Source organism: Rugamonas sp., assembly GCF_025354735.1.
Taxonomy (GTDB): Bacteria; Pseudomonadota; Gammaproteobacteria; order Burkholderiales; family Burkholderiaceae_D; genus Rugamonas.
In genome coordinates, this window is sequence record NZ_JANXMI010000211.1 from 17,344 (window position 1) to 43,036 (window position 25,693).

Sequence of the window (25,693 nt, forward strand, 5' to 3'; positions counted from 1 at the left end):
GAACGAGCGCATCATTTGTCGAGAATGATATAAGATATAAATAGCACTTCTCTGCACATTCCTTGATCGAGGTCAATATGGTACAGATGTCAAGACGCCAGTTCCTAAGGGTGACCGGCGCAACCATCGCGGGGTCCAGCATCGCGCTGCTGGGATTCGCGCCGAGCACGGCCCTGGCCGAAGTCCGGCAATATAAGCTGACCCGCACCACCGAGACCCGCAACACCTGCCCGTATTGCTCGGTCGGCTGCGGCATCTTGATGTACGGCCTGGGCGACGGCGCCAAGAACGCCACCGCCAGCATCATCCACATCGAGGGCGACGCCGACCACCCGGTCAACCGCGGCACGCTGTGCCCGAAAGGCGCCAGCCTGATCGACTTCATCCACAGCCCCACCCGCCTGCTCGCGCCACAATACCGCGCGCCGGGCGGCACCGAATGGCAGCCGATCTCGTGGGACGTGGCGCTGACCAAGATCGCGCGCCTGATGAAGGACGACCGCGACCAGAACTTCATCGAAAAGACGGCCGACGGCAAGACCGTCAACCGCTGGCTGAGCACCGGCATGCTGGCGGCGTCGGCGGCGACCAACGAGGTCGGCTACCTGACCCATAAAGCGATCCGCAGTATGGGCATGCTGTCCTTCGACAATCAGGCGCGTGTATGACACGGACCGACGGTGGCAGGTCTTGCCCCGACGTTTGGACGTGGCGCGATGACGAATCACTGGGTCGACATCAAGAACGCCGATGTCATCCTGGTCATGGGCGGCAACGCGGCCGAGGCCCATCCCTGCGGCTTTAAATGGGTGACGGAAGCGAAGGCCCACCGCAAGGCCAAGCTGATCGTGGTCGACCCGCGCTTCACCCGCACCGCCTCCGTGGCCGATTACTACTGTGCCACGCGGACCGGCACGGACATTGTTTTCCTCGGCGGCATCATCAACTACCTGCTGACGAACGACAAGATCCAGCACGACTACGTCAAGAATTACACCGACATGTCCTTCATCGTGCGCGAGGATTTCGGTTTCGAGGACGGCCTGTATTCGGGCTACGACCACCAGACCAATAAATACGCGGACAAGAGCAGCTGGGACTACGAGATGGGGGACGACGGCTACGCCAAGGTCGACACCAGCTTGCAGCATCCGCGCTGCGTCTACCAGCTGATGAAGCAGCATTACGCGCGCTACACGGCGGACATGATTACGCGCATCTGCGGCGTGCCGCACGATAAGTTCCTCAAGGTGGCCGAGGCTTTGGCGTCGACCGCCGTGCCGGGCCGCGCCGGCACCATCTTGTACGCGCTCGGCTGGACCCACCACTCGACCGGCTCGCAGACCCTGCGCACCGGCGCGCTGGTCCAGCTATTGCTGGGCAATATAGGCATCGCCGGCGGCGGCATGAACGCGCTGCGCGGCCACTCCAACATCCAGGGCTTGACCGACCTAGGCCTGCTGTCCAATTCCCTGCCCGGCTACATGACCCTGCCCAGCGATCCCGAGCAGGAGTTCGACCACTACATCGCGGCGCGGGCGCTGAAACCGCTGCGGCCCAACCAGCTCAGCTACTACAGCAACTACAAGAAATTCCACGTCAGCTTCATGAAGACGTGGTGGGGCGACGCCGCCACCGAGGACAACCACTGGGCCTACGACTACCTGCCCAAGCTCGACAAGCTGTACGACATGATGCAAGCCATCGAGATGATGCACAACGGCGAGATGAACGGCTACATCGCGCAGGGCTTCAACATCCTGGCGTCGGGACCGAACAAGAAGAAGGTCACCGAGGCCTTGTCCAGGCTGAAGTTCCTGGTCGTGATGGACCCGCTGCAAGTGGAGACCGGCGAGTTCTGGAAACCGCAGGGCGAGTTCCACGACGTCGATCCCACCAAGATCATGACGGAAGTGTTCCGCCTGCCGACCACCTGCTTCGCCGAGGAACGCGGTTCGCTGGTGAGCTCGTCGCGCGTGCTGCAGTGGCACTGGCAGGGCGCCGAAGGCCCGGGCCAGACGCGCAGCGACCTCGACATCATGTCCGGCCTGTTCCTGCGCATCCGCAAGCTGTACCTGGACGAGGGCGGCAAATTCCCCGACCCCATCGTCAAGCTGACGTGGAACTACGCCAAGCCGGACAGCCCGACGCCGGAAGAGCTGGCGATGGAATACAACGGCAAGGCGCTCAAGGATCTGTTCGATCCCAAGGACGCCACCAAGCTGCTGGTCAAGAAGGGCGAGCAACTGTCGTCCTTCGCCCAGCTGCGCGACGACGGCTCGACCACCAGCGGCTGCTGGATCTTCACCGGCTGCTGGACCCCGGCCGGCAACCAGATGGGACGGCGCGACAACAGCGACCCCACCGGCATCGGCAACACGCTGAACTGGGCCTGGGCCTGGCCGGCCAACCGCCGCGTGCTCTACAACCGCGCCTCCTGCGACCCGGCCGGCAAACCGTGGGACCCGACCCGCAAGCTGATCGCGTGGAACGGCGTCAGCTGGGGCGGCGCCGACGTGCCCGACTTCAAGCTCGACGAGCCGCCCGAAAACGGCATGGGGCCGTTCATCATGCTGGCCGAGGGCGTGGCGCGCTTCTTCTGCCGTTCGGCGATGGCCGAGGGGCCCTTCCCCGAGCATTACGAGCCGTTTGAAAATCCCATCGGGCGCAACCTGCTGCATCCGAACAATCCTCTGGCCACCAGCAACCCGGCCGCCCGCGTCTTCCCCGGCGACCGCGCCCTGTTCGGCACGCACGAGAACTTCCCGCACGTGGCCACCAGCTACCGGCTGACCGAGCACTTCCACTTCTGGACCAAGCACGCGCGCCTGAACGCCATCGTGCAGCCGGAACAGTTCGTCGAGATCGGCGAGGAGCTGGCCCATTCGATCGGCGTGGTGGCGGGCGAACGCGTGCGCGTCACCTCGGGGCGCGGCCACATCATCGCCAAGGCGGTGGTGACCAAGCGCATCAAGACGCTCGTCATCGACGGCAAGCCGGTCCACACCGTCGGCCTGCCGCTGCACTGGGGCTTCACCGGCCTGGCCAGGAAAGGCTATCTGATCAACACCCTCACGCCGGGCGTCGGGGACGGGAATTCGCAAACGCCGGAATTCAAGTCCTTCCTGGTCAAAGTGGAAAAAGCCGCACCATGACGGCGCGAGGAGAAATCTAATGGCATTGCAATCACTCGACATCAAACGCATGTCGGCCACCACGGTGCAGACGCCGGAGGCGCGCACGCCGGTCACCGGCACGGTCGCCAAGCTGATCGACGTCTCCAAGTGCATAGGCTGCAAGGCTTGCCAGACCGCCTGCATGGAATGGAACGACTTGCGCGACGAGGTCGGCGAAAACGATGGCGTCTACGATAATCCGCGCGACCTCACGCCGCAGTCCTGGACCGTGATGCGCTTCGCGGAGGTGGTCAACAACGACGACAACCTGGAGTGGCTGATCCGCAAGGACGGCTGCATGCACTGCGAAGATCCGGGCTGCCTGAAAGCCTGTCCGGCGCCGGGCGCCATCGTCCAGTACACCAACGGCATCGTCGACTTCCACCAGGAAAACTGCATCGGCTGCGGCTATTGCATCGCCGGCTGTCCCTTCGACGTGCCGCGCATTTCCAAGAAGGACAACCGGGCCTACAAGTGCACGCTGTGCTCGGACCGCGTGGCCGTCGGCCAGGAACCGGCCTGCGTCAAGACGTGCCCGACCGGCGCCATCACCTTCGGCACCAAGGAAGACATGAAGGAGCACGCGGCCGAACGGGTCGAGGACTTGAAGTCGCGCGGCTACGCGAACGCCGGCCTGTACGATCCGCCCGGCGTCGGCGGCACCCACGTGATGTATGTGCTGCACCATGCCGACCGTCCCGGCCTGTACAGCAACCTGGCCAAGAATCCGCGCATCAGCCCGCTGGTCGGACTGTGGAAGGGCGCGGCCAAGCCGCTGGCGCTGGCCGGCCTGGCGGTGACGGCGCTGGCCGGCCTGTTCCATTACACCCGGGTCGGGCCGAACGAGGTCAGCCGGGACGAGGAAGCCGCGGCGCTGGAGGCGGCCAAACGCATCCGGGAGAACGAAGATGAAACACGCTGACCGTCACTACAACAAGCAAGGCTTGCCGCTGATCCTGCGCTACACGGCGAACGAGCGCAGCAACCACTGGATCACGGCCATCTGCTTCGTGCTGCTGGCCGTGTCGGGGCTGGCGATGTTCCATCCGGCCACGGCGTGGCTGGCCGTGTTCCTCGGCGGCGGCCAGTGGACCCGCATCCTCCACCCCTTCATCGGCCTGCTGATGTTCGTCTCGTTCTTTATCCTGGTGCTGCGCTTCTGGCGCCACAACCTGCTCGAACAGGGCGACGTGCACTGGATGAAGCAGATCGGCGACGTGCTCAACAACCGCGAAGAAAGACTGCCCAAGGTCGGCCGCTACAACGCCGGCCAGAAGATGCTGTTCTGGGTGCTGATCGCCTGCATGCTGGGACTGCTGACCTCGGGCATCGTCATCTGGCGCGCCTATTTCGCCTTTTATTTTCCGATCGAGCTGGTGCGTTTGGCCGCGCTGCTGCACGCCTGTTGCGCCTTTGTGATCATCGCCTCCATCATCGTCCACGTCTACGCCGGCCTGTGGGTCAAGGGGTCGATAGGCGCCATGGTGCGCGGCACGGTCACTTACGGCTGGGCCAAAAAACATCACGAACGCTGGTTCGCCAAGGCCGTCCGCCACTTGGAGGACTGAGCCATTCGCGCGCATAGCTTACACTGGAGGCGGCCGCGCGACAGCACGCACGACAGCACATACTGGGGACTTACTTGGTACAACGAATTCTGGAAGCGGGCGACATCGAGTCGCTCGACCACAACGCCATTCCGCGCCTGCTGCTGCCGCAAGCGGCCAGCGCCTTCGCCGCGCGCGCGGCCCGTCTGCGCCAGCTGGCCGGCGGCGCCGTCGGCGGCACGCCGGTCGACGCCACGCTGGGCGGCTATCTGCTGCTGATGGCGGCGCTGGTCGACGCCCAGGCCGCCGTCAGCGTGGCCCTGCCCAGGGACGCCGTCACGCTGCCGCCGCTGGCCGACATGCAGCAGGCGCTGGCCCACCGCATGCCGTTGATCCCGGTGGGCGGCGAACGCGACCCGGTCTGGCGCCGCATATTTTCCAGCCTGCTCGACCGGCTCGACAGCCTCGCCGCCGCCCCGCCGCAACTGAGCGCGGTGCTGGGCGAATTGCGCGGCCTCGACGCCGCCGCCCTCGACGCCTGCGCCGACGCCGTGCTGGCCCAGGATGGCGCCGCCGTCAATGCGCTGCACGCGCCCTTCGTCGCCGCCGCGCTGCAAGTGCTGTGGACGGTGCAAGCGGGCATGTTGCACCAGCTGGACGTGCCGGTGCTGGAGACGGGCACGCTGTGTCCGGTCTGCGGCTCGCACCCGGTCGCCAGCGCGATCCGCATCGGCGGCCAGTCGCAAGGCTATCGCTATCTGCAATGCGGCATCTGCACCAGCGAATGGCATATGGTGCGCGTCAAATGCTCCACCTGCGAAAGCAATAGCCAGATCGCCTATCGCAGCCTGGACGCCATCGACGCGGCCGCGCTGGCGCAAACGGCCAAGCCGCGCAGCAAGGCCAACGATCCGAAAAAAGTGGCGCGCGCCGAAACCTGCGAGGATTGCCACAGCTATCGTAAAATCTTCAATCAGGAACATGATTATTACATCGAGCCGCTGGCCGACGACCTGGCCAGCCTGACGCTGGACTTGCTGGTCTCGGCAGCCGGCTACGACCGCGCCAGCGGCAATCCGCTGCTGTGGTTCAGCGCCCAGGCCTGATGTCCCACACCGAACTGCTCACCGGATATTCCCGCGTCCGGGATATGTAAAGCGACCATGAACCAGCCCACCGCCCTGCCCGTCCCGTCCCCGGCGCGTTCCATCCACCTGCCCTCGGTCGACCGCATGCTGGCCTGTTCCAGCTGCGCCGCGCTGATCGCCACCTACGGCCGGGCCCAGACCGTGGACGCGGCGCGCGCGCTGCTGGCGGACAAGCGCGCGTGCCTGCTGGCCGGCGCCGATGCCGCGGTCGATGCCGATGCCGATGCCGCGGTCGAAGATATCCCGGCGCTGAACGCGCAAGTCGGCGCGCGGCTGGCACTGGCCAACCGCGCACAGTTAAAGCCCGTCTACAACCTGACCGGCACCGTGCTGCACACCAACCTGGGCCGCGCGCTGCTGCCCGACGCGGCGGTGCAAGCCGTGGTCGAAGCGCTGCAATGGCCGATGAACCTGGAATTCGACCTCGACACCGGCAAGCGCGGCGACCGCGACGACCTGGTCGAAGACTTGCTGCGCGAACTGACGGGCGCCGAAGCGGCCACCGTCGTCAACAACAACGCCGCCGCCGTGCTGCTGATGCTCAACACGCTGGCCATGGGCCGCGAGGTCGTCATCTCGCGCGGCGAGCTGGTGGAAATCGGCGGCGCCTTCCGCATCCCCGACGTGATGCAGCGCGCCGGCGCCACGCTGCGCGAAATCGGCGCCACCAACCGCACCCACCGGGCCGACTACGCCAACGCGCTGGGCCCGCAGACGGCGCTGCTGATGAAGGTCCACGCCAGCAATTACAGCATCACCGGCTTCACCAAAAGCGTGGCCGTGGCGGAGCTGGCGCCGCTGGCGCGCGAGCATCACGTGCCGCTGGTCGTCGACCTCGGCAGCGGCACCCTGGTCGACCTGGAACGCTACGGCCTGCCGCACGAAACGACGGTGCGCGAAACCATCGCCGCCGGTGCCGACCTCGTCACCTTCAGCGGCGACAAGCTGCTCGGCGGGCCGCAGTGCGGCATCATCGCCGGGCGCGCCGACCTGATCGCGCAGATCAAAAAAAATCCTTTGAAGCGGGCGCTGCGCGTCGGCAAGCTGACCCTGGCCGCGCTGGCGCCGGTGCTGGCGCTGTACCGCGCGCCGGACCTGCTGGCCGAACGCCTGACCACGCTGCGCCTGCTGACCCGCCGCGCCGACGCCATGCAGCGGCAGGCGGTCGAACTCCAGCCGCTGTTGCAGCACGCGCTGGGCCCATCCTACGGCGTGACGGCGCAAGCGATGCTGAGCCAGATCGGCAGCGGCGCGTTGCCGGTGGACCAGCTGCCGAGCTACGGCCTGGCGGTGCGCGCGTCGCCGGGCTGCGCCGTCGGCAACGCGCTGGGCCGGCTGGAACAGCGGCTGCGCGGCCTGCCTGTGCCCGTCATCGGCCGCATCGGCCAGGACACGCTGTGGCTGGACCTGCGCTGTCTGGAGGAAAGTCAGCAGCCGGCCTTCGCGGCCCAGCTCGAACGCTTGCCGCCATGATCGTCGGCACGGCGGGCCACATCGACCACGGCAAGACCACGCTCACGCGCGCCCTCACCGGCGTCGACACCGACCGCCTGAAGGAAGAAAAGGCGCGCGGCATTTCCATCGAGCTCGGCTACGCCTACGCCGCGCTCGACAACGGCGCGGTGCTGGGCGTGATCGACGTGCCGGGCCACGAAAAATTCATCCGCACCATGGCCGCCGGCGTCACCGGCATCGACTTCGCGCTGCTGGTGGTCGCCGCCGACGACGGCATCATGCCGCAGACGCTGGAACACCTGGCCATTTTGCGCCTGCTCGGCATCGGCCGCGCGGCCGTCGCGCTGACCAAGGCCGACCGCGCCGACGCCGCCCGCCTGGCGCAGGTCGAGCACGACATCCACGCGCTGCTGGCGCACACCGAGCTGGCCGGCGCGCCCATCTTCCGCACCCGCGCCACCGAGCCCGGCGACGAAGGCGTGGCGGCGCTGCGGCGGCACCTGGCGCAGCAGGCGGCCGCGCTGCCGGCGCGCGACGAACGGCGTTTGTTCCGCCTCGGCATAGACCGCGTGTTCACGCTGGCCGGCCACGGCACCATCGTCGCCGGCACCGCGCTGGCCGGCCGCGTCCACGTCGGCGACACGCTGCAACTGGCGCCCGGCGGCGAGCTGCTGCGGGTGCGCAGCATCCACGCGCAAAACCGCCCGGCCGACAGCGGCGTCGCCGGCCAGCGCCTGGCGCTCAATCTCGGCAGCGCGCCGCGCCGCGCCATCGAACGCGGCAACTGGATGGTGGCGCCGGCGCTGGGCGAGTGCGGCACGCGCTTCGACGCCGAGCTGACGCTGATGGACGACGCCGGCCCCGCCCTGAAAGCGTGGGCGCCTTTGCACGTCCATCTGGGCGCCGCGCACGGCGTGGCCCACGTGGTGCCGCTCGAAGGCGAGCTGCTGCAAGCGGGCCGGCGCGCCCGCGTGCAACTGGTGTTCGAGACGGCGCTGCATGTGGTGCCGGGCGACCGCTTTGTGGTGCGCAACGCGCAGGCCACGGCGACCATAGGCGGCGGCGTCGTGCTCGATCCGTTCGCGCCGGCGCGCAAGCGGCGCAGCGCGGCCCGCATGGCGTGGCTGGACGCGCTGGCCGACTTCATCGGCGGCGGCGAATATGGGGCGCTGCTGGCGCAAAGCCCGCTCGGCATCCGGCTGACGGCGCTGGTGCGGCTGTCGCTGCTGCCGCCGGAGCAGATCGTGGCGCCCGAGGGCACGCTGCGCCTCGCCCTGCGCGGCGGCGACGCGCTGCTGATCGCGCCGGCCGCCGTGCGGGCGCTGGAGGCACGCATCCTGGCGGCGCTGGCGCAGTTCCACGAGCGCGCGCCGGACGAGGCCGGGCCGGAACTGTGGCGCTTGAAGCGCATCGTCGAACCGGAGATGGAAGATTTGCTGTGGTCGCATCTGATCGCGGCGCTGGCCGGCCGTGGCGCGCTGCTGCAACGCGGCCGCGCGCTGCACCTGCCCGGCCATACGGTGGAATTGACGCCCGGGGAGCAGGCGCTGGCGCAACGCCTGCTGGCCAGCGTGGCGCTGGGCGGCTTCGATCCGCCATGGGTGCGCGACCTCGGCCGCGAACACCAGGTGCCCGAGGCGCAAGTGCGCGCGCTGCTGCGCAAGCTGGGCAAGTCCGGCCAGCTGAGCCAGGTGGTGCCCGAACTGTTTTACCACCCCTCGCAGATGGCGGCGCTGGCCCGGCTGGTGGTCGCTCTCGGGACGGCGGACGCGGCGGAAAATCCAGCGGGCGCCGTCTGCACGGCCGCCTTCCGCGACGCCAGCGGCCTCGGGCGCAAGCGGGCGGTGCAGGTGTTAGAATTTTTCGATCGCGTCGGTTATACTCGGCGCGTCGGCAACGCCCACTTGCTGCGGCCCAACGCCGTCTGGCTCGATGGCGACAGCGGCGACAGCGGCGACAGCGGCGACAGCGGCGCCGCCTGCTAGCGCGACAGCAAGAACGGGACGCCGGTATCCCGAGGAAAGCACACTCATCCGGTGGTGTGGCCGGGCTTCAAACCCGGTGGAGGGCGTCAGCCGCTCTCCTGTAAGTTCGACTCTTACTGCTTTCCGCCCTCCCCTTGCGCAAACAATATTTCAGCGCCGGCGCAATGGTAGCGCCCAACATCGTGGCCCCGGCCAGTTGAGCCGCGCGTTCGCGATCGTCATGATCGGTTGACTATGGGCTATTTCCATAACGCAGTTTTCTTGTCTTGCAAGAAATTATCGCCATTACCGACCACTGTGCCGCTTCGCTGCGGATGCTCTACAACTACCTCGTCAAAGAACGCGATTAACAATCCCGCCCATCCCGTCCGTTAGCCACCTTTCGTGCGTAAGCGGCCTGTCATGCGGGCTAGCGCCATGATGCGGCCTCGCCGCGCCGACAATTTCTGAAGAGAACCGCAGCCACATTGCCCTGCCGCAGCTGATTTTTCGGCTAGGAAAAAAATGCAATCTCTCTTTACTGATATATACAACGGGCGGACATTGCAGTGCACAATAATTATCATATTTTTAATATAATTATTGCATCGCTTTATTGGTAGCGCTACATTGAAGCTTCAGGCCTGATCAACCCAACTTTCAATTAACCTTTGTGATGAGGAGTTTGTTCCTATGAAGTTTCTATCCACCAAGTCTGTTTTTGCTTCCGCCGTCATGTTGCTGGCCGCCACCGCGGCCCATGCGGAACTCACCGTTTATACGAGTCAGGCCTCCTACCAGTCGGCCGTGGGCAAAAGCGGAGTAGATACCTTCAACGATCTGGATATTGATGAGCGTTACGATTCGCCGATGGCGCGCACCGCGGGTGGTTACGACTATTCCGTCGGCGCCGGCCCCAAAAACCAGCATATGTACCCAGGTGGTGATGACGATGGCGATTGGTGGCTGACCACCAGCAATGACGGCGATGGCCTGACCTTCAGCAAATTCGGCCAGAAGATCGTGGGCACCGGCGGTTTCTTCTTTACCTCCGACATGGGCGGCTATTCGGAACCGGGCTTCTCGGTGCTGGTGACCGGCGTCGACAGCACGGGCGCCACGCTGAGCTACGAGGTCAAGAATTCCCAGGTGAACTCCTTCCTGGGCTTCGTCTCCACCGCCAGCATGGTGTCGCTGACGGTCAGCTCCATCCACTCGGACGCCGACTATGTCTGGCCGACGGTGGACAACTTCGAGCTGTCGGTCGCCGCCGTGCCGGAACCATCGACCTACGCCATGCTGCTCGGTGGCCTGGGCCTGCTCGGCGTCGCGGCACGGCGTCGTAAGCAACACGAGGCGTAATCGCGCCGGGTGACCAAGCGGCGCCGGCGCCGCCTGGTCATCTTGTGATCGGCATATGCCGAGCGGGCGTCACGCGCGCCGCGAGCAATTGTCCCCGCAGCCGCCGCGCCATTGGTGCGCGCGCCATGGCCGCGATCGGCTATAATTTTCAAGCCGTTATACTTATCAAGATATAACGACAGTCGACTGCCTTGCCCCGGCCGCAATGCGCAGTGCAATCCCCTTCCCCCTTTATAAACGGACCACCCACCATGACACTCGCGCGCGGATACGCGGCCTCGGCCGCCAAAGAAAGACTGGCTCCCTACTCCTTCGAACGTCGCGCGCCGAACGCCGACGACGTCGCCATCGACATCAAATTCTGTGGCGTCTGCCACTCGGACATCCACCAGGCCCGCGACGAATGGGGCGGCGCCATGTTCCCCATGGTGCCCGGCCATGAAATCGCCGGCATCGTCACCGCCGTCGGCGCAAACGTCAGCAAGTTCAAGGTCGGCGACCGCGTCGGCGTCGGCTGCTTCGTCGATTCCTGCACCACCTGCGCCAGCCGCGATGTCGACCTGGAACAGTACATGCCGGGCCTGGTGCAAACCTATAACAGCGTCGAGGCCGACGGCGTCACGCCGACCCACGGCGGCTATTCCGACCACATCGTCGTCAAGCAGGGTTATGTGCTGACCATCTCCGCCAACCTCCCGCTGGACCAGGCCGCGCCGCTGCTGTGCGCCGGCATCACGCTGTACTCGCCGCTCAAGCACTGGCGCGCCGGTCCCGGCAAGAAAGTCGCCATCATCGGACTGGGCGGCCTCGGCCACATGGGCGTGAAGATCGCCCACGCCATGGGCGCCGACGTGACGGTGCTGAGCCAGTCGCTGGCCAAGCAGGAAGACGGCCTGCGCTTCGGCGCCGCCCATTATTACGCCACCAGCGACGGCGCCACCTTCACCAAGCTGGCCGGCCAGTTCGACCTGATCATCAACACCGTCGGCGCCGCCGTCGACTGGAACGACTACCTCCAGCTGCTGAAGATAGACGGCACCATGACGCTGGTCGGCGTGCCCGACGCGGCCACGCCGCCGGTCAACGCCTTCAGGCTGATCGGCTCGCGCCGCTCGCTGGCCGGCTCGATGATAGGCTCGGTCAAGGAAACCCAGGAAATGCTCGACTTCTGCGGCGAGCACGGCATCACCGCCGATATCGAACTGATCGACATCCAGGCCATCAACGAAGCCTTCGAGCGCGTCGTCAAGAGCGATGTGCGCTACCGCTTCGTGATCGACATGAAGTCGCTGGCGGCCTGATCCGAATGGCGGGATGACGCGCCGGCCCGCCATCGCAAGCCGTTTAGGCCGACATGCCGCCATCGACGTTCAGCGCCACGCCGGTGATATAGCTGGCGTCCGGGCTGGCCAAGAAGGCGACGGCGGCGGCCAGTTCATCGGTGGTGCCGAAGCGGCCCAGCGGCACCAGCTTGCGTTCCATGTCGGCGAAATCGCCGCTGTCGGGATTCATGTCGGTGGCCACCGGACCGGGCTGGACGACGTTGACGGTGATGCCGCGCGGCGCCAGTTCGCGCGCCCACGAACGGCTGTACAGGTTGACGGCCGCCTTGGTGGCCGAATAGTCGCCGGTGCCGGCCCAGGCGGCGCGCTCGCCCAGGCCGGAGCCCATGTTGATGATGCGGCCGTGGTCCGGCATCAGCGCGATGGCGGCGCGCACGGCGGTGGCCACGCCCAGCACGTTGATGGCGAACAGGCGCTCGATGGCGGCCGGGTCGACCGGGTCCGACACCAGGCCGGCCATCAGGATGCCGGCGTTGTTGACCAGGATGTCGATGCGGCCGAACTGCTCGCCCACCTGCTGGACCAGCGCCGCCACCTGCGCCGGGTCGCCCTGGTCGGCCTGAATGGCGACGCCGCGCACGCCGAGCGCCGTGATTTGCCGCGCCACCGCGTCGGCCTTGTCGCCGGAAGCGGAATAGCTGATGACGACATCGGCGCCGTCGCGTGCCAGCCGCAGGGCGATCGCCGCGCCCATGCCGCGCGAACCGCCGGTGACCAGTGCCACTTTATTTGCCAAAGGTTTGCTCATGATGTGCTCCCAGTAGGTGGATGAATGTCGGTTCGGTGTCGAACTGATGTGTCCATTCTAGGAGCGATCGCGGGGCGGATAAATCGGGCGGCGGCGCTTTCTGTATCCACAAAACTGGATAATCGCGGCCGCTACGTCACCTACGTCACGTCGGCGAACACGCCGACCAGCCAGTCGATGAAGACCCGCAGCCGGCTGCTCAGTTTGCGGTTCGGCTGATACACGACATGAAACGGATAAGGCGCCGGCACCCAGTCGGCCAGCACCGGCAGCAAACGCCCGGCGGCCAGATCGGCGCGCACGGTGAAGGTGTGGATCTGCAAGATCCCCATGCCGCCCAGGCCGGCGGCCGCGCGCGCCGCGCCATCGTTGACGCTGATGGCATACGGGCCGTCGATCTCGATGAATTCACCGCCCTTGGCGAAGCGCGACGGGATCGCCCTGTCGGTGCGGGCCGAGTGGTAGCCGATGATGCGGTAGCCGCTGTGCAAATCGTTCGGATGCTGCGGCACGCCATGCGTGTCCAGATATTGCGGCGTCGCGCAGGTGACCCAGGACGCGCTGCCGATCCGGCGCGCCACCACCGACGGCTGCGTCATGTCGCCGCCGCGGATCACGCAGTCGATGTTTTCGTCGACCAGGTCGACGGCGCGGTCGCTCACGCCCAGCTCGATCTGGATGTCCGGATACAGCGCGAAGAAGGCCGGCAAGGCCGGCACCAGGATCAAGCGCCCCGTGGTGCCGCCGACGCTGACGCGGATTTTGCCGGAGGGCTTGACGTGCGCGCCCGTGAATTCGGAATCGAAATCCTCGAGCTCGCGCACCAGGCTGGCCGTGCCGTTGTAATAGGCCACGCCGTCGGCGGTCGGCGCCACCTTGCGTGTGCTGCGCTGCAAGAGCATCACCTTCAGGTGCGTCTCCAGGTCGATCACCAGCTTGCTGACGGTGGCTTTCGGTATGCCCAGCGAGTCGGCGGCGCGCGTGAACGAGCCGGTCTCGACGACGCGCGCATAGCAGCGGATGGCTAACAGTTGATTCAAGGCGGCTCCCGGTTGGCTGGTCGGACAATGTCCATGCGGCTATCTTAAACGCATGGACAGCACTTCCAACAGAATTCCCGGTGGCCAAGTCAGTGGCGGTGCGCCAGCTCAGGCCGGACGATGCGAGCTGCCACCGTCCGGCCCGCACCGGGCCTACTTACAGCGAGTTGAGGAAGGCCAGCAGATTGGCCCGGTCCGACGCGGACAGCGCGGCGAAGCGGGCGCTGGCGGCGGCGCCCTCGCCGGCGTGCCACAGGATCGCTTCGCTCAGGCTGCGGGCGCGGCCGTCGTGCAGATAGCCGACCTTGGCGCTGTTGCCCATCACCTTGGCGGTGTAGCCTATGCCCCACAGCGGCGCCGTGCGCCACATGCCGCCGCCGGCCTGGCCTTCGGTGAAATTGTCCGCCAGGTCGCCGCCCATGTCATGCAGCAGCAAGTCGGTGTAGGGATGGATGGTCTGGTTGCGCAACTCGGCAAACAGATGGCCCGGCCCCGTCTTCATTTCCGCCGTGTGGCAGGCGGCGCAGCGCATGCCCTGGAACACCTTGGCGCCGGCCGCCACCTTGAGCGGGTCGACGTTCATTTCATCGATGGGCGCCACGCCTTTCGGGAAACCGCTCGACAGGCTGCGCTGGGCCGGCACGCCGACCAGCGCCAGATAGTGCGAGATGGCCTGCAAGTCCGCCTCCGTCACGCCGGGCTGGACCACGGCGCGCGCGCAGCCGGCCGGGTCGATGCTGCATGAACGGTTGGGATAGACCGGCGTCGTCACCGCCATGTCCTGCAACAGCGCGGCGGCGGCCTGGTGGCGCAGCGTCGCTTTCGACGCCTTCCAGCCGAAGCGGCCCAGGCGCACCGCGCCCGTCTCGGGATCGAACACATAGTTGGGCACGCCCTTGACGCCGTCGGCGTCGGCCGTGGTGCGGGCGCGCGCGATGATGTCGGCCTCCGGCACCGCTTCGAGCAGGCCGCTGCCTATCATGGGCTGGGCCGCGCGCAGCGAGTAGGCGTCCGGCACCGGACCGTCGAAGCCCAGCGTCGGCTTGCTCAGCTGCACCACGGTGCCGTCGGACAGCGTCACCTTGCGGGTCTGGAAACCGGCCACCTGCACGCCCGTGCCCCAGTTCTGCGCCGCGCCGGTGGCCGATTTCACGTTCATCTGTATCGTCGTGCCGTACTGGGGATGGGGCGACTGCTGGCCGTTGGCGTCGATGCTGGCGACGCGCACGGACATGCTGTCGAGCCGCTGGTTGAGCGCCGTCGGCGCGATGCTGCGGCCGTTGTTGACGTGGCAGGCGATGCAGGCGGACTGGCTGAAGCGCGGCCCCTGCAAGCCCACGGCCGGCTGGTAGCGGTCGTTGCCCGGCTCGTTATGGTCGCCGGTGGTGAAATTGGTGTGCACCAGGCGGCGGCCTTCGACGAAGCGCTGCATGTCCTGCATGCCGATATTGTTGTGCGGCTGCTGGAACATGAACAGGGCGTTGTCCGAATAGTTGTACGAGATCGAGCCGGTGCCGCCGGACAGGGTGCTGTCGGGCAGCGGCACCGAATTGAGGCGCGGCTGCACGCCGTACCACGGCCGCAGGCCCTGGCCGACCACATAGCTCCACTCGTAGGAATAATAGCGGATGCCACCGCCGTCGCCCTTGGACGCCATCGACGCCACCGTCGAAAACATCGACGGCGACACTTCGACGACGTCGCCGGCCACCAGCGCGCGGGCGGCGACGCTGCCGCCGTCGGGGAAGCCGGCCGCGTCGAGGGCGGCGTGGCCCGGATACTCCTTGACCACCAGCGTGCAAGCGCCGTTGATGCCGTTCGGCGTGGTCAGCTTGCCGTTCGCCGGATAGGCCGTCGGCTTGCAGACGGCGACGCTGCGGTCGACCAGCTCACCGGGGCTCATCCAGCCGTAGCCGGTCACGCCGGGGCGGTCGTAGGCGCGGAAGAAGGCGATGCCGCCATTGAGGAAGTCGACTGTGGTGTACTGGTTGACGGTCAGCGTCGGCGCGGTCACGCCGGCCACTTTGCTGTTGTCGATGATTTCGACGCCCCAGGTGCGGTTCTGGAAGTAATTCGACACGAAGGTCAGGTAATTGCCCGGGCCCTGGTCGAGCGCCAGGCCGGTGACGGGGTCGACCGTGTCGTTGGGGCCGTAGCCGATCTCGTTCCAGTCCTCGCCCCGTTCGCGGCCGTGGCGGGCCAGGCCGCGCGCGCCGAAGCGCGTCACCAGCGTGCCGTCGGGCAGCGTGAACTGCAAGGTTTCCAGCGGATCGGCCTGGGTCGGCAAGGGCGCCAGGCCGCTGCCGTTGGCCGGGAACTTCAGCGCCGAGGTGGTGGCGCTGCCTAGCGTGTTGTCGCTGCCGGGCGATTTGAATTGCACCTCGTACAGCGAATAACCGTACTGGGTGGCGCGCGCCACGCCCTGCAAGCGGATGTAGCGGGCGTTGGCGCCCAGGTTGAAGAATTCCTCGGTGCCGCCGGTGCCGGCGCCCACGTAGCGCAGTTGCGACCACTGCACGCCGTCGTCGGAGACGCGCAGCGCATATTGCTTGCCGTAGGAATTTTCCCAGTTCAGCTTCATGTAACCGATCTGGGTCTTGACGCCGAAGTCGAACTGGATCCACGCGCCGTCCTCGAAGGCGCTGGCCCAGCGCGTGCCCATATTGCCGTCGATGGCCATGGCCGACGACAGGCCGGGATTTTCCAGCGCCGACGAACTGCTCGCCACTGGCTGGATCAGCACGCCAGGCTTGCTCAAGTCGACGGGCGGCGGCGGCGTGGGACCGGTCGGCGGCGCCACCACCACCGGCGTGCCCGAGAAGGCCTGGATTTCAAAGATGGAATAACCGTATTGGGTCGAGCGCGCCACGCCCTGCAAGCGCAGGTAGCGGCCTTGACCGTCCAGGCCGGTGATGTCTTCCGAGCCGCCCAGGCTGTTGTCCACGGTCTTGATCGTGGTCCATTGATTGTTGTCGTCGGACACCTGCAACAGATAGCGGGTCGCGTGCGCGTTTTCCCAGTCGATGTGGACGCGGGTGATGAGCACCGACTGGCCGAAGTCCAGCGTCAGCCACTGATCGTCGGAGAAACCGCTGCTCCAGCGCGTGCCTTCATTGTGGTCGATGGCGGCGGCGGCGGACAGATCGCCCCGCTCGCTGGCGCTGGCACTGGCGCCGACCGGCGTCAGCGCCGTTTCGGCCGCCGCCCGCGCCACCGCCATGACCTTGGCGGTGGCGGTGCTGGCCGTGCCGCCGTCGGACTGGCCGCCACCGCAGGCGGCCAGCGCCAAGACCAGAGGCAGACCCAGGGCCGAAACACGGCGCAGCCGCGCCATGCGCGCCCTGTGCCGATCAATGATATTTTCCATACTACCCCTTCTTATTTTTTATATCGATCAAGACCGTTGGCGTCCCGGCAAGCAAGTCGCCTGAGCGCACCATCATTCCCGCAGGCGTTTATGGAATCGAATTGGAGCCGCCGACGATTATCATTTAAATTTCCACATGGAAACTTTTCATTAAAATATCTTATCCATGTAAGCGTGTCAAATATTATGGATAATTAATTTCAAAATACGCCATGGCGTGGACGGCAGGAAAAATGCGGGGTACGACGCTAAAGTGAATGCTTTGCAATATTATTGCGATTATTTTATTATTGATTAGTAAAAACAGCTTATTATTAATTTAATAGTCATTGCAAATATATTAAATATACCGCCCTGAATAAAGACTCAGGATTAAAAGAAGTTAATCCTGCTTAAATCAATCTAAATATTACCCATAAAAAATCGCTATGCCCCGCCGCGATTTTGACGCCCACGCAACAGCAAGTCAGCTCACGCCGACCTCCGGAATGGGACAATAGGGAAGAACGCGGCACGCCTGTGTCACGCAGCAACGCTCACGTTAAAGCCGGCTTGCAGCGTCCAGGTGTGCGGTGGGGCCGACGACATGCCGTCGTCGGTTCATGGGCAAATCATCGATTTAGTGATCGGAAGAGTTTCAGATCGACACAGCTAAGCCGGCCGCACAGGCCTGACACGCTTGTGCTTCCAGCCGCAGGCAAAGTTTTCGCTTAGCGGATGGCAACGATTAGCAAGCGCAAGATCAAGCTATCGTATCAACCACGCCACCGTCCACCCGCAGCGCCGCGCCGGTGGTGGCCGAGGCCTGCGTCGAACACACGTACACCACCATATTTGCGACTTCTTCCGGCGTCGCCACGCGCTGAATGATGGACGTGCTGCGGTGGGTGCGCACAAAGGCATTGGCTTCCCGCTCGGCCGCCGCATAGTCGCCGCCCGGCGCCACCAGGTGCTGCACGCCTTCCGACAGGGTCGGGCCCGGCAACACGGCATTGACGGTGATGCCGCTGCCGGCCACGCTCTTGGCCAGGCCGCGCGATATCGCCAGGTTGCCGGTCTTGGTGAAGCCGTAGTGGATCATGTCGGCCGGAATGTTCAGACCCGATTCGGACGAGATGAAAACAATCCGGCCCCAGTTCTTTTTCTGCATGCCGGGCAGGTAGGCGCGGCTGGCGCGCACGCCGGACATGATGTTGATCTCGAAGAAGCGCGTCCATTCCTCGTCGGGGATTTCGGCGAATGGCTGCAGGTTGAAGACGCCGACGTTGTTGACCAGGATGTCGGCCACGGGCTCGGCCGCTTGCAGGGTAGCAAAACCTTCCGCATTGGACAGGTCGGCCGCAACACCGCGCACCTGCGCTCCCGCTACGCTGGCGCGCAGGCTGCTCAAGGCTTGGTCTACATCGACTTGCTTGCGGCCGGTGACGACGACGGTGGCACCCGTGCCGGCCAGGCCGGCAGCGATGGCATAACCGATGCCGCGAGTGGAACCGGTGACGATGGCTGTTTTGCCGCTCAGGTCTATATGCATGGCAAGTCCTTTTAATGAGAGTGGGGGGATGCAACCATACGATGTCGTCACCAGTCCGCCCCATCGTCGGCGGCGGTGCTTCGATCAAGCTTTAGCATATTATTTAAAAAGCCACGGCGCAAGCCCATGCTGGTCCTCGCACTCAAAGATATCCTGTACCCGAAAGAGTGGTGGTGGATGTGGGAATTGCGCCGAAGAAAGACGTATGGATGGCTGTCCATCATTGCGCGCCTGACGCAAGACGCTGCTTCGATAGCCTGGACGGCCGGGCGGCGCAACGATCCGCTTGCTTGCCCGGGGATCGGAGTGACAGGAATGACATTACGGGAAATAAACATGGCGGCCGGCGCAATCGAGCCGCGCACCGCCCCAATCTCGGGACGGCTCCGTATGTTGAACTTAGGGCTTTTGCGAGCGGACGCGAACTCGGTTCAAAGTAGCGATAACTCCTAAACCGAAAATGAACATCTCCCCCTGCGGCGACTCTGGAACAGGTGAAACGTCAACATAAGTCTGGAAGCCACGGACTACAGCAAAATTGAGACTCAAGTCCCAACCCGGCGTAGTTCCGTCGGTCCAGGTCCGGCGATAGTCTCGTCCTCCCGCATAATTATTTATTATAAATGTCCCATCTGAAAGATTGATACCGATTGGTAAAACCAGCCCGCCATCGCAACACGATGCATCGGCACCGTGTTGGGCAGTTATTGAATAGCTATAAAGCGAGCCGGCCGCAACCTTGAACGCCAAGCTCGACACATCAATATTGACCATTCCACCAGCATTGTATGAGCTTTCCGATTGAATATTTGCGAAAGCAACGGTTCCCGCCGCGTTGCTTCCCAATTCAGCGCCATTGCCCTGATATACAGACAAATAAAATGTAGCCGGCCCTGATTCTTCGAGGGCTTGGAGTGCGATAGTTGTGAGTGTACCTGTTTTTCCTGCAGTAAATGTCTCCAGACTATCCCTGCCATCCCCGCCAGTCCAAACTGAATTACTGCTTTGAAAAGTCGAACCATCGATCAGGTTCACCTTTGCGTCCTGATCCAACATAACGGTCGCGCAAGCGGCAGGAGTTAAGAAAGCGAGTGCAGATGCGATCATGAATACTTTGGCGGTCATTTTATTTTCCTTGAGTTATTTTAAAACAAGAATTTTTTCTAGCCGTTCAGTCCAAACAAATTCATCAACGTCCTAAGTCCTCTTGCCAAAATGGTGAATTTTTATTGCATTAAATTTAATAAGTAAATTTTCCTCCGAAGTGGCTTTAATGTCAAATTAATATTTTTATCAGATTTTATGAATTGATAGCGGATATTTTCCGCCTCGAATTTTTAACTTGAACAAACATAAAATATGTTTCGCAAATCCACCGTCTATTGTCGCGTACCAATTTCCTATTTGCGTGGATGATTGGACGCCGCGAGCACGATTACAAGCCAAAAAAATATTGTTCCCCGAAATATTAAGTTGTGGATATGGGATCAGGTGTTGCAGAGGAGTCAAGGCAACAATTTCCTAAACGATACGGGAAAAGGCGCGATTATTTTCACCATAAATTTTTTTCCGATTTTTTGGAGGGCAGCCACGTGCAGCAGACGTGCATTGAAGGCCATTTTACAAATGGTCATGTTTTTCCGCTATACTTGGCACCATAAACCACGCCGTATTCATTCCACTCGATATTAAGGTACCACCCCATGCACTTAGTGACTGAACGGGACATCGTGCGTTTGGCAATTGGAGGTCCGGACATGTCAGTAGTCTCCGTCGTTGATGACTATCCATTTCCGGAGCACGTAGGAACTGGCGTGCTTTGCTTTTCTGAAGTGGAAAATTTCCTATACGAACAAGTCTATCCTGCGGGGGTGCTAGAAATGGTGGCCCGAGGCGCAGGCTTGAGGTTCGCCGATTATTTCGGGCCGGACTCGCGCATGCGAAATGGAGAGCGCAGACGGTCCGACCCCGACTTAAAATAAGCCGACAGCTTCGCTGGCTTTGTCCCGGAGCAACCACCATGAGCGCATCGCCCGGCCGCCCTCAGTGCGCCAGTACGCATCGCGGGAATTTCGCGGGCATCGCGTTCAGCCCGCTGATCAAGCGCTCCGTGCGGCTAATTGCGCCATTCCCACTTTCGGACTTCCGGCAGGTCCTGGCCGTGCAAATTGATATAGCGCCGGTGGTCCAGCAGCTTGTCCTTCAGCCGACGCTTGAGCGCCTGGCCCGGTTCGCCGGTCGCGGTCACGCGGTCGACGACGTCCATCACGAGGTGGAAGCGGTCCAGCTCGTTGAGCACCGTCATGTCGAAAGGGGTCGTGATCGTGCCCTCCTCCTTGTAGCCGCGCACGTGGATGTGGTGGTGGTTGCTGCGCCGGTAGGTCAGCCGGTGCACCAGCCACGGGTAGGCGTGAAAGGCGAAGATCACCGGCGTGCCGGTGGTGAACAGGGCGTCGAAATCGCGGTCGCTCAGTCCGTGCGGATGTTCGCTCTGCGGCTGCAAGCGCATCAAGTCGACCACGTTGACGACGCGGACTTTCAACGATGGCAGCTCGGCGCGTAGAATCGACACCGCCGCCAGCGTCTCCAGCGTCGGCACGTCGCCGCAGCAGGCCATGACGACGTCGGGCGCGCCATGGTCGTTGCCGGCCCAATCCCAGATGCCTATCCCCGCCGCGCAGTGCTTGGCGGCCGCGTCCATGTCCAGCCATTGCGGCGCCGGATGCTTGCCGGCGACGACCACGTTGACGTAGTGCCGGCTACGCAGGCAGTGGTCCATCACCGACAGCAGGCAGTTCGCGTCCGGCGGTAAATACACCCGGACGACTTCGGCTTTCTTGTTGACGACCACGTCGAGGAAGCCTGGATCCTGATGCGTGAAACCATTGTGGTCCTGGCGCCAGACGTGCGAGGCCAGCAGGTAGTTGAGCGAGGCGATCGGCCGCCGCCAGGGCAGCTTCGACGAGACTTTGAGCCATTTGGCGTGCTGGTTGAACATCGAGTCGACGATGTGGATGAACGCTTCGTAACAGTTGAACAGGCCGTGGCGGCCGGTCAGCAAGTAGCCCTCAAGCCAGCCTTCGCACTGGTGTTCGCTGAGCATCTCCATCACCCGCCCGCTGCGCGCCAGCCATTCGTCGTCGTCGCGCGTGGCGGCGTTCCACTGGCGGTCGGTGGTCTGGAACACGGCCTCCAGGCCGTTCGACAGCGTCTCGTCGGGGCCGAAGACGCGGAAGTTGCGCTGCGGCTCGTTGAGCATCGTGATATCGCGCAGGAAGGGGCCCAGCACGCGGGTGTCGCCGATGCCGGGACTGCCGGGTTGCGGCACCGCGCAAGCGTAGTCGCGGAAGTCGGGCATGCGCAAGTCCCGCAACAGCCTGCCGCCGTTGGCGTGCGGATTCGATCCCATACGCCGCTCGCCGGCCGGCGCCAGCGCGGCCAGCTCCGGCACGAGCCGGCCGGCCTCGTCGAACAGCTCGTCGGGCCGGTAGCTGCGCAGCCAGTCCTCCAGCATCTGCAGATGCTCCGGCCGCGCCCCCTCGGTGACCGCGATCGGCACTTGATGCGCGCGGAAACTGCCTTCTATCTTCAGGCCGTCGACCACCTTCGGGCCGGTCCAGCCTTTCGGCGAGCGCAGCACGATCATCGGCCAGCGCGGCCGCTCGGTGGCGCCGCCGTGGCGGGCCGCGTGCTGGAAGCGACGGATCTGCGCCACCGCCGTCTCCAGCGCGGCGGCCATGGCTTGGTGCATCAGGGCCGGGTCGTCGCCTTCGACCAACAGCGGCGTCCAGCCGTAGCCGCGCATCAACTGCTCCAGCTCTTCGTGGCTGATGCGCGCCAGCACGGTGGGATTCGATATCTTGTAGCCGTTCAGATGCAGGATGGGCAACACGGCGCCATCGCCGACCGCGTCGAGGAATTTATTCGAATGCCAGGCCGTCGCCAGCGGTCCGGTCTCGGCCTCGCCGTCGCCGACCACACAGGCGACGATCAAGTCGGGATTGTCGAACACGGCGCCGAAGGCGTGGCTCAGCGAGTAGCCCAGTTCGCCGCCCTCGTGTATCGAACCGGGCGTCTCCGGCGACGCATGGCTGGGAATGCCGCCGGGGAAGGAGAACTGACGGAACAGGCGCGCCATGCCATGTTCGTCCTGGCTGACGTCGGGATAGATCTCGCTGTAGCTGCCTTCAAGATAAGTATTGCCGACGACCGCCGGGCCGCCGTGACCCGGGCCCGACACGTACAGCATGTTCAAATCGTATTGCTTGATCATGCGGTTCAGGTGGACGTAGATGAAATTCTGGCCCGGCGTCGTGCCCCAGTGGCCCAGCACCATGCGCTTGATGTCGGACTGCAGCAGCGGCCGGCGCAGCAAGGGGTTGTCGTACAAATAGATCTGGCCGACCGACAGGTAGTTGGCGGCGCGCCAGTAAGCATCGATTTTGTGCAGCAAATCGGGGGACAGCGTGGCAGTGCTCATGGCGATATCCTTGAAGTGAGACAACAGACAATTCAGCTGGCGGACGACGGCGCGCAGCGCGGCAGATCGATCGTGAATACACAACCGCGCCCTTTAACGCTGACGACCGACAGCCGGCCATCGTTCGCCTCGACGCTGCGCTGCGCGATCGACAGGCCCAGTCCCAGGCCATGCCGGTTCGTCGCGGCCTGGGTGAACGGCTCGAAAGCGGCGACGGAGAAACCCTCGGGCAATCCGCCGCCGTTGTCCTCCACGTCGATGCGGATGCGCTCGCCAACCAGATAGCCTCGCAGCGTGACTTGCGCCCCGTTGTCGGAAAATTTGAAGGCGTTTTGCAGTAAATTGCCGAGCGCCGAAAACAGCAGGTCGCGGTCGGCGTTGATGAAGAGCTGCGGATCGACCGGCTCGACCATGAGCGCGCAGCCATTGATCTGCGCTTCGAGCTGTGCCGAATACTTGACCTCGCCGATAAAATTATTCAGGGCAAACACCCGACGCTGCATGGTCATGCCCGCGCCTATCCTGACCTCCGTCAGCGAGCGGTCGATCAAGTTACGCAGGGCAACCAGGCTGCGGTCGAGCACCGCGCCGGTGGCGCCGGACAAGCCGACGTTGCCCGCCTTGATCGCCGTGACGGCCAGCGTGGCCGTGCCCAAATGATTGCGCAGCTCGTGGGCGAAGCAGCCCAGCCGCTCATTGGTGGCCGACAATTGCTGGTCGCCGAGCATCAGGTCGCGCTCACGGTTGTAGGCCAGCACAGCCGAGGCGACGGCGTTGTCGAGACACAGGTTCAAGGTCTTGAACTCGGCCACGGCGAAAGTGACATCGCAATCGATCGCCAGTTCGCTGGCGGCCTGGCATAGGTCGCCGTAGTCGTGGACCACCTGGTCGACCGTGTAACCGAGGTCCAGCAGATCCAGGCCGTGCTGGGTCGAGCTGAAATCAAATTCGGCGCTGGCATCGGCGCCTGGATGGGCGATACGCGGCGCGGCCCCATCCGGCACGGGACGGTTGCGTTTTTCCTGCTCCAGCGTGCGGATCAACTGATCAAGGAACATCGGTATGCCGTTGTCGAGTTGACGCGGCGTCGCCGCCCGGTTCGGCCTGAGCGTGACCTTGGCCCGGCACCGCCGCTCCAACTCGGCCCGGTGCTCCGATAAGAATTCATACATCATGATGGCATGGCCTCCAAGACAGCGCGCGGGCGGATGCCTGCGCGGGTGATCCGATGGTTTGACGCCGGCCGGGCCGGCGCCTTCGCCCACGGAGGCTGCGCCTTTCAATCCCGCCCATCTGTGCGCTGGCACGCTTAGGAGCGAACCGCTTCAGCACAACGCCGCATTGCGCGCCGTGCGCCAGCGCACAGACCAGGCGCGCCGCGAGGGCCAGGCTGAGGAACGAGCAAGGCCGTTCAGTGTATCGCAGAGCTGCGCCTGGCCCTGCAAGGAGCATCAAACATGAATTCAGTCCACCACCCGAGCCAGAACCATTTGCTCGCCGAGCCGCAAGAGGCCGGGTTCGGCCGCCTCGCGCCTTTCCCGGAGCTGGTCAGGATGGCGCGCGGCGATGTGCTCCATCAAACGGGCATGAAAACGCAGGCGATACCCAGACCGCCTTCCAGTTTGCCTGATCTTCTCGCATGTCATCCGCTGTCCCAAGGAGCCCTCACATGAACCGCCCTGTCCGCCCGGTCCCCGACCAACCCGTCCCGGCGCCCGCCGCCACGCCCGAACAACATGAGGAAAGCGCCTTGGATGAAGCCCTCAAAGAGAGCTTCCCCGCCAGCGACCCGGTGGCGGTCGATGTCCGTCCCTCGCCGCGCCCGGGCGCCGCCGATCGGCGCACGTGAGCGCCCTGGCGCCGCCGAACAACGCCGGCGTGGTACTGGCGGTGCGCGGCAGCGTCGTCGATGTCCGCTTCGCGCATCATGCGCCGCCGGTCCACAACCTGCTGCGCGCCGGCGAGGCCATCGCCATTGAAGTGCGGTCTCAAACCGATCCGTGTTGCGTGCGCGGCATCGCCCTGACGGCGACCCAGTCGCTGGCGCGCGGCATGGCCGTGCGCGACACCGGCGGCCCGCTGATGGCGCCGGTCGGCAAGGCCATCCTGTCGCGCATGTTCGACGTGTTCGGCAACGCCATCGACGGCCTGCCGCCACCGCTGGCCGACCGTTCGACCACGTCCGAGGTGTTCGCCACCGGCATCAAGGCGATCGACGTCCTGGTGCCGCTGGAACGCGGCGGCAAGGCCGGTCTGTTCGGCGGCGCCGGCGTCGGCAAGACCGTGCTGCTGACCGAGATGATCCACAACATGCTGGGCCACCACGACGGCGTCAGCATTTTCTGCGGCATCGGCGAGCGCTGCCGCGAGGGCGAGGAGCTGTACCGCGGGATGCAGCAGGCAGGCGTGCTCGACCGCATGGTCATGCTGCTGGCCATCACGCCGTTCGTGTTCCCGGTCGTGATGACGGTGCTGGGCCTGCTCACCGGCCTGGTCCAGGCCTATATCTTCAGCATCCTGGCGGCGGTCTAC

At 64.4% G+C, this 25,693-nt stretch carries 17 protein-coding genes, 1 tRNA gene and 1 pseudogene; 12 read left to right on the plus strand and 7 right to left on the minus strand.

Annotated features, from left to right (window positions below; all coding sequences use genetic code 11):
• The first annotated feature begins 77 nt into the window (after positions 1-77).
• The 9 genes from fdnG to Q0S71_RS16825 all read left to right on the plus strand — a co-directional run bounded on the left by fdnG (position 78) and on the right by Q0S71_RS16825 (position 11,953).
• Positions 78-3,155 carry a formate dehydrogenase-N subunit alpha gene (fdnG, locus tag Q0S71_RS16785; RefSeq protein WP_295998145.1) on the plus strand — a complete coding sequence of 1,026 codons (3,078 nt, stop codon included), beginning with the start codon at positions 78-80 and terminating at the stop codon, positions 3,153-3,155.
• Positions 3,156-3,174: 19 nt separating this feature from the next.
• Positions 3,175-4,098 carry a formate dehydrogenase subunit beta gene (gene fdxH, locus Q0S71_RS16790; protein WP_295998147.1) on the plus strand — a complete coding sequence of 308 codons (924 nt, stop codon included), beginning with the start codon at positions 3,175-3,177 and terminating at the stop codon, positions 4,096-4,098.
• Complete coding sequence (locus Q0S71_RS16795) at positions 4,085-4,744, plus strand: formate dehydrogenase subunit gamma (protein WP_295998148.1); 660 nt, start codon at positions 4,085-4,087, stop codon at positions 4,742-4,744. Before fdxH ends, Q0S71_RS16795 begins: the two co-directional genes overlap by 14 nt.
• A gap of 74 nt (positions 4,745-4,818) precedes the next feature.
• Complete coding sequence (gene fdhE / locus Q0S71_RS16800; protein ID WP_295998152.1) at positions 4,819-5,829, plus strand: formate dehydrogenase accessory protein FdhE; 1,011 nt, start codon at positions 4,819-4,821, stop codon at positions 5,827-5,829.
• A 57-nt stretch (positions 5,830-5,886) separates the two neighbouring features.
• Positions 5,887-7,344, plus strand: a complete 1,458-nt coding sequence (gene selA / locus Q0S71_RS16805) for an L-seryl-tRNA(Sec) selenium transferase (protein ID WP_295998155.1) — start codon at positions 5,887-5,889, stop codon at positions 7,342-7,344.
• Entirely contained in the window at positions 7,341-9,311 is a 1,971-nt protein-coding gene (gene selB, locus Q0S71_RS16810; protein ID WP_295998158.1) for a selenocysteine-specific translation elongation factor, read from the plus strand. Before selA ends, selB begins: the two co-directional genes overlap by 4 nt.
• A gap of 33 nt (positions 9,312-9,344) precedes the next feature.
• Positions 9,345-9,437, plus strand: a tRNA-Sec gene (locus Q0S71_RS16815).
• Positions 9,438-9,983: 546 nt separating this feature from the next.
• Positions 9,984-10,652, plus strand: a complete 669-nt coding sequence (locus Q0S71_RS16820) for a PEP-CTERM sorting domain-containing protein (protein ID WP_295998162.1) — start codon at positions 9,984-9,986, stop codon at positions 10,650-10,652.
• A gap of 251 nt (positions 10,653-10,903) precedes the next feature.
• Positions 10,904-11,953 carry an NAD(P)-dependent alcohol dehydrogenase gene (locus tag Q0S71_RS16825; protein ID WP_295998165.1) on the plus strand — a complete coding sequence of 350 codons (1,050 nt, stop codon included), beginning with the start codon at positions 10,904-10,906 and terminating at the stop codon, positions 11,951-11,953.
• A 43-nt stretch (positions 11,954-11,996) separates the two neighbouring features.
• Here Q0S71_RS16825 and Q0S71_RS16830 read toward each other — a convergent pair whose 3' ends face one another.
• The 7 genes from Q0S71_RS16830 to Q0S71_RS16860 all read right to left on the minus strand — a co-directional run bounded on the left by Q0S71_RS16830 (position 11,997) and on the right by Q0S71_RS16860 (position 24,426).
• A complete protein-coding gene (locus Q0S71_RS16830; RefSeq protein ID WP_295998169.1) occupies positions 11,997-12,743 on the minus strand; it encodes an SDR family oxidoreductase in 747 nt (248 codons plus the stop codon).
• A gap of 140 nt (positions 12,744-12,883) precedes the next feature.
• Positions 12,884-13,783, minus strand: coding sequence for a LysR family transcriptional regulator (locus Q0S71_RS16835; protein ID WP_295998171.1), 900 nt, complete (start codon positions 13,781-13,783; stop codon positions 12,884-12,886).
• Between the two features lie 157 nt (positions 13,784-13,940).
• A complete protein-coding gene (locus Q0S71_RS16840; protein ID WP_295998174.1) occupies positions 13,941-17,150 on the minus strand; it encodes a di-heme oxidoredictase family protein in 3,210 nt (1,069 codons plus the stop codon).
• A gap of 742 nt (positions 17,151-17,892) precedes the next feature.
• Entirely contained in the window at positions 17,893-18,681 is a 789-nt protein-coding gene (locus Q0S71_RS16845) for an SDR family NAD(P)-dependent oxidoreductase (RefSeq protein ID WP_295998177.1), read from the minus strand.
• Between the two features lie 399 nt (positions 18,682-19,080).
• Positions 19,081-19,806: a hypothetical protein gene (locus Q0S71_RS16850; protein ID WP_295998181.1), complete on the minus strand. Its 726-nt coding sequence runs from the start codon at positions 19,804-19,806 to the stop codon at positions 19,081-19,083.
• 991 nt (positions 19,807-20,797) lie between these two features.
• On the minus strand, positions 20,798-23,161 hold the full coding sequence (locus Q0S71_RS16855) for a phosphoketolase (RefSeq protein WP_295998184.1): 2,364 nt from the start codon (positions 23,159-23,161) through the stop codon (positions 20,798-20,800).
• Positions 23,162-23,193: 32 nt separating this feature from the next.
• Entirely contained in the window at positions 23,194-24,426 is a 1,233-nt protein-coding gene (locus Q0S71_RS16860; RefSeq protein ID WP_367185314.1) for a sensor histidine kinase, read from the minus strand.
• Positions 24,427-24,618: 192 nt separating this feature from the next.
• Here Q0S71_RS16860 and Q0S71_RS16865 point away from each other — a divergent pair, with 192 nt between their 5' ends.
• From Q0S71_RS16865 to Q0S71_RS16875, 3 genes and pseudogenes are all read left to right on the plus strand, one after another.
• Positions 24,619-24,834, plus strand: a complete 216-nt coding sequence (locus tag Q0S71_RS16865; RefSeq protein WP_295998187.1) for a hypothetical protein — start codon at positions 24,619-24,621, stop codon at positions 24,832-24,834.
• Positions 24,831-25,010, plus strand: a complete 180-nt coding sequence (locus Q0S71_RS16870; protein WP_295998189.1) for a hypothetical protein — start codon at positions 24,831-24,833, stop codon at positions 25,008-25,010. Before Q0S71_RS16865 ends, Q0S71_RS16870 begins: the two co-directional genes overlap by 4 nt.
• A pseudogene (locus Q0S71_RS16875) lies at positions 25,007-25,693 on the plus strand (hypothetical protein); the annotation flags it as partial. The gene Q0S71_RS16870 and the pseudogene Q0S71_RS16875, both read left to right, overlap by 4 nt.